Origin of the sequence: Oscillibacter sp. CU971, from assembly GCF_905219725.1 — a bacterium.
Lineage (GTDB): Bacteria > Bacillota > Clostridia > Oscillospirales > Oscillospiraceae > Oscillibacter.
In genome coordinates this window covers 1-5,068 of record NZ_CAJMXG010000216.1, presented here as the reverse complement: position 1 = coordinate 5,068, position 5,068 = coordinate 1, and the positions used below count along the sequence as shown (strand labels likewise).

The following is a 5,068-nucleotide window of genomic DNA, read 5'->3' as shown; positions in this document are numbered from 1 at the left end:
CCTCATCGGCCTGGGGGCGGAGACCATCCGGGAGCTGAATGTCTTTTCGAAAGCCCTGCTGCCCACCCTGGCGGCGGCCACGGCGGCCTCGGGAGCGGTGACCACCGCCACCTTTCAGCAGGTGACCACGGTTTTTCTGGCGGACCTTCTGATGGAGCTTATCGACGGGCTGCTGATTCCCATGGTTTATCTGTACATCGGGGCCCTGGCGGCAGGGGCCTGCCTGCCGGAAAACCGGCTGGGGGCCATTGCCGAGGCGCTGAAAAAAATCGTCACCTGGATTCTCACCACATCTTTGCTGCTGTTCACCGTGTACCTTTCCACCGTCCGCATCATCGCCGGGGCGGCGGACGGGGCCTCGGTGAAGGTGGCCAAGGCCGCCATCTCCGGCGCGGTGCCGGTGGTGGGGGGCATCATCGCCGAGGCGGCGGAGACCGTCCTGGCCGGGGCGGGAATGCTGAAAAACACCATCGGCGTCTTTGGGATGCTGGCGATTCTGGCGGCCTGCGCCTATCCGTTTTTGCAATTGGGGGTGCAGTACCTGCTGTACAAGCTTTCCGCCTTCCTGGCGGCGGCGGTGGGCGCCCCGGAGCTGTGCAAGCTCATCGACGGGCTGGGCGGGGCCTTCGGCCTGGTGCTGGGCATGACCGGGAGCTGCGCTTTGCTGCTGCTGGTGTCGGTTCTCAGCTCCGTGGCGGCGGTGACGCCATGATCGGGGCGGTGCGGAGCTGGCTCACCTCCATCGCGGCGGTGACGCTGATGCTGACCGTGGTTCAGACCCTGGTGCCGGAGGGAACCCTGCGGAAGATTTCCGGGTTTACCGGGGGGCTTTTGCTGCTGGCGGCGCTGCTCCAGCCGGTGCTGAAAACCGACCTGGGGCAGCTGCGGCTGGACTTCTCCGGTTACGAGGAGGCCATTGAGGCAAGGACGGCGGAGCTGGACAATGCGGGAAAAGAAGAGCTGGCGGCAATCATAGCCGGGCGGACCGCGGCATATATATCGGACAAAGCGGACGCGCTGGGGCTGGACGTGGAGGCCCGGGTAGAGACGGAGCCGGGAGCGGACGGGGAGACCCCCCTCCCGGCCTGGGCGGAGCTGAGGGGCCCTTACTCCCAGGACCTGGCGGACTGGATCGCGGGGGAGCTTGGAATTCCGGCGGAGAGGCAGGTTTGGCATGAAGGAAAAAACTGAAGGAGCGCGAAAGATATGGAACAAGTACAAGTACGCGGCGCTGGTGGCGCTGATTGGCGCGGGGCTGCTGCTGTGGCCGGGACTGGGGAGCGGAGAGGCCGCCCCCCGGCCGGAGCGGAAGGAGCCCCAGAGCGCCAAGGGCGACTGGGACCTACAGACGGTACAGACGGAAATGGAGAACATCCTGGCAGCCATGGACGGCGTGGGCCAGGTGAAGGTGATGCTGACGGTGGATTCCGACGGGGAGCGGCAGCTGGCCCAGGACACGCAGCTGAGCTACAGCGGGGACACCGCCGCGCCGGAGGATTATTCCCGCAAGTCGGAGACGGTCCGCTTGGACGGCTCCGGGGGGGACGAGGCGGTGGTGGTGCGGACCACATATCCCACGTACCGGGGAGCCCTGGTGGTGTGCCAGGGCGGCGGCAGCGCGGAGGNCCGGCTGGCGGTGACGGGGGCGGTAGCCGCCCTCACCGGCTTGCCCACCGACCGGGTCACGGTGGCAAAATGGCAGTGATTATTTGGAGGAGGAAAGGGTCTATGAGCGCGAGATGGAAGCGGAACGCCGTGGTGGCGGTGATGGCGGTGCTGGTTTGCTCGGCGGTGGCGCTGAACTGGCTGTACACCGGGCAGGAGGTGCAGGAGGCCTCCGGAGGGAAGCTCCTGGGGGAGGCCCAGCTGGTTTCCGGCAAGGGGACCGAAAAAACCGGCGAAGAGGAAAAGACCGGGGAAGGGGAGCAGGCCCCTGCCCCCGCGGAGGCGGAGGAGACCGGGGCCCCGCCGGACGAGNGGATGATCTACACCGGCTCGGACTACTTCGCCTCCGCCCGGCTGACCCGGCAGCAGGCCCGGGACAACGCCCTTTCCCTCCTCCAGGAGGCGGCGGAGCAGGAGAATGCCGATGCCGCCGTGGCCAACGAGGCCTCCCAGGGCATCCAGGTCCTGGCCTCCTACACCCTGGCGGAGGCTCAGATCGAAAACTTGGTCACTGCCAAGGGCTACACGGACTGCGTGGCCTTCATGGGGGACGAATGCGTCAGCGTGGTGGTGTCCACCAAAAGCGGGGATCTGACCGCCGAGGATGTGGCAAAAATCACCGACATCACCATGACGGAGACGGGCCTCCCGGCGGGAAATATTAAGATCATGGCGGCAAATTAGTAGTTGTAATTTCCGGCGGGATGTGATATAATCACTCAGCATGATTTCAGCGGAAAGGCCCGCCGTGAAATGGCGGTCCCATTTCACGAAGGAAAAATAAGGAGAGGTACAGCAATGGCCGAGAGTAAGGAATATATGACCCTGCCGGAGGAAAACGGCAGCATCAACATCTCGGAGGAGGTCATCGCCGCCATCGCCGTGGGCGCGGTCCGGGAGGTGGAGGGCGTGTCCGGAATGATGACCAACCTGGGCGGAAGCGTCAGCGATTTGGTGAACAACCGGAAAAACGCCCAGAAGGGCGTCCGGGGCGTGAAAATCGACATGACCGGCGCGGCGCTGGTGCTGGACCTGTATCTGACCGTCCAGTATGGCAACCCCATCCCCGAGGTGGCGGGAAACGCCCAGAAGGCCGTGTCCTCCGCTGTGGAGGCCATGACCGGCTGTGCCGTGGAGGCGGTGAACATCCATGTGGGCGGCGTGACGCTGAACTGAGCGCCGGATTTGAACATCAGATAAAGGACGAAGGACTATGGTACGGAACACCGCCCGGGAGATCGCCGTTCATCTCTCCTATGAATTGAGTTTTACCGACAAGACGGCGGAAGAGCTGCTGGACCAGCGGCTGTCGGCGGCGGCCTTCGCGGAGCTTGCGGAGGAGGAGGACCTCTACCGGGAGGCCCCCAACGCCAAGCAGACGGCCTATATCCGCCGCCTGGTTNAGGGCGTCGACGAGCACGGCGCAGAGCTGGACGGCTATATCGAGAAGTATGCCAAGGGCTGGAAGTTCTCCCGCATCCCGCTGGTGGCTTCCGCCATCATGCGGGTGGCCATGTACGAGGTGCTGTACATGCCGGATGTGCCCAACGCCGCCGCCATCAACGAGGCGGTGGAAATCGCCAAAAAGTACGAAACGCCGGAGACGGTGAAATTCATCAACGGCATCCTGGGCAGCTTCTCCCGGCAGGAGNTCTCCGAATAAAAAACAGCAGAGCGGGCATGGGACGTACCATGTCCTGCTCTGCTTTTTCCCGTGGGGGAGGTCCCGAAACCGCTCCTCTTCAATCGGCGTTTTGACCGTTCCTCTTGACGGGAACCACATGCCGCCGGGGCGTCCGGGGNGTCAGGCCCTCGCTGGTGCGAAAGCCCAGGAGGAACGCCTGGATGGCCGTAAATTCCAGGGCATGTTTCAGATTTACGCAGTTGGCTGGCGATAATGCTTCTTCGACGAGATGGAAATGGAATTCGTACTCGTCTTTTTCAACGGCATCGATTTGAGGCTGGATGTAGTTGGCGTGAAGCCAGAGCATAAAATCGGACATATGGACCACCTTTCTTCGTAACGACGAATTCGTCGGGTAATAAAATGATTTTAACACGCAGAATCCGTCGTGTCAAGGAGTTTGTTATGGATTTTTCGGAAAGATTGCGAGAACTTAGAAAAGAGAAGAAAGAAACCCAGGTGCAAACCGCAAAAGCAATCGAGATTACCGATCGTCAGTATCAGCGGTTCGAGGCGGGGGAGAATCTTCCGGGTTTTGAAAATCTCTGCGCCCTGGCGGATCATTTCGGCGTCACCCTGGACTACCTGGCCGGGCGCACCGACGAGAGGTAACCCCATGGAACAGCACATTTTCGGCGTTGCCGAGGTAAACCAGCTGGTCAAGCTCCTGCTGGACGGCGAGCCCATGCTCCAGGACGTGTACGTCCGGGGGGAGCTCTCCAATTATAAAATGTATCCCTCCGGCCACCACTATTTCACCTTGAAGGACCCGGAGGGGGCCCTGCGGTGCGTCATGTTCCGGGGGCAGGCCTCCCGCCTTCGGTTCCGCCCGGAAAACGGCATGAAGGCCATCGCCCAGGGGCGGATCACCGTCTTCCCCCGGGACGGGGCCTACCAGCTCTACTGCAATTCCCTGACCCCGGAGGGGGCGGGGGATCTGGCGGTAGCCTTCGAGCAGCTGAAAGCCAAGCTCTACGCCGAGGGCCTCTTCGATCCCGCCCACAAAAAGCCCCTGCCGCCCTACCCGGAGCGGATTGCCATCGTTACCTCCTCCGCCGGGGCGGCGGTCCACGACATGATCCGCATCCTGCGGCGGCGGTATCCTCTGGCAAAGGCAGTCCTCCTGCCTGTCCGGGTCCAGGGGGCCGAGGCCCCGCCGGAAATCGCCGGGGCCATCCGCTATGCCAACAAGTGGAAGGTGGGGGACGTGATCATCACGGGCCGGGGCGGCGGGTCCATGGAAGACCTGTGGGCCTTCAACGACGAGCGGGTGGCCCGGGCCATCTACGACTCGGAGCTGCCCGTCATCTCCGCCGTGGGCCATGAACCGGACGTGACGATTTCCGACTTTGTGGCGGACGCAAGGGCTTCCACGCCCTCCAACGCGGCGGAGATCGCGGTGCCGGACCAGGAGGCGTTAAAACAGTGGCTGAGCGGCGCGGCCTCCCGGCTGGAGCGGAGCGAGACCGCCCGGCTGGCGGCCCTTCGGCAGCGGCTGGAAACTTTAGCGGAAAAGCGGGTCCTCCGGGACCAGATGGCCTATGTCCAGGACAAGCGGATGGAGCTTCTCCACGTCCAGCAGCGGCTAGGAGACCTGTCGGCGGGACTGGTAGCCGGGAAGCGGGAGAGGGTTTCCGTCCTGGGGGCGGCGCTGGACGCTATGAGCCCCTTGAAGGTGCTGGGCCGGCGCTATGCCATGGCCCAGCACCTTCAAGGGGC

7 protein-coding genes are annotated in these 5,068 nt (G+C 63.6%); all 7 read left to right on the top strand.

Annotation, left to right across the window (positions count from 1 at the left end):
• Nucleotides 1-712 (top strand): stage III sporulation protein AE (locus tag JX325_RS12680; RefSeq protein ID WP_204791478.1); only part of this gene is annotated, 712 nt, incomplete at its 5' end.
• On the top strand, nucleotides 709-1,191 hold the full coding sequence (locus tag JX325_RS12675; protein WP_204791477.1) for a stage III sporulation protein AF: 483 nt from the start codon (nucleotides 709-711) through the stop codon (nucleotides 1,189-1,191). The genes JX325_RS12680 and JX325_RS12675, both read left to right, overlap by 4 nt.
• A 537-nt stretch (nucleotides 1,192-1,728) precedes the next feature.
• Nucleotides 1,729-2,349: a SpoIIIAH-like family protein gene (locus tag JX325_RS12670; protein ID WP_204791476.1), complete on the top strand. Its 621-nt coding sequence runs from the start codon at nucleotides 1,729-1,731 to the stop codon at nucleotides 2,347-2,349.
• Between the two features lie 114 nt (nucleotides 2,350-2,463).
• Nucleotides 2,464-2,841, top strand: a complete 378-nt coding sequence (locus JX325_RS12665; RefSeq protein ID WP_204791475.1) for an Asp23/Gls24 family envelope stress response protein — start codon at nucleotides 2,464-2,466, stop codon at nucleotides 2,839-2,841.
• A gap of 37 nt (nucleotides 2,842-2,878) precedes the next feature.
• A complete protein-coding gene (gene nusB / locus JX325_RS12660; RefSeq protein ID WP_204791474.1) occupies nucleotides 2,879-3,328 on the top strand; it encodes a transcription antitermination factor NusB in 450 nt (149 codons plus the stop codon).
• 426 nt (nucleotides 3,329-3,754) lie between these two features.
• Nucleotides 3,755-3,961: a helix-turn-helix domain-containing protein gene (locus JX325_RS12655; RefSeq protein ID WP_204791473.1), complete on the top strand. Its 207-nt coding sequence runs from the start codon at nucleotides 3,755-3,757 to the stop codon at nucleotides 3,959-3,961.
• A gap of 4 nt (nucleotides 3,962-3,965) precedes the next feature.
• The coding region (xseA, locus tag JX325_RS12650) for an exodeoxyribonuclease VII large subunit (protein WP_204791471.1) at nucleotides 3,966-5,068 on the top strand (1,103 nt) is incomplete at its 3' end.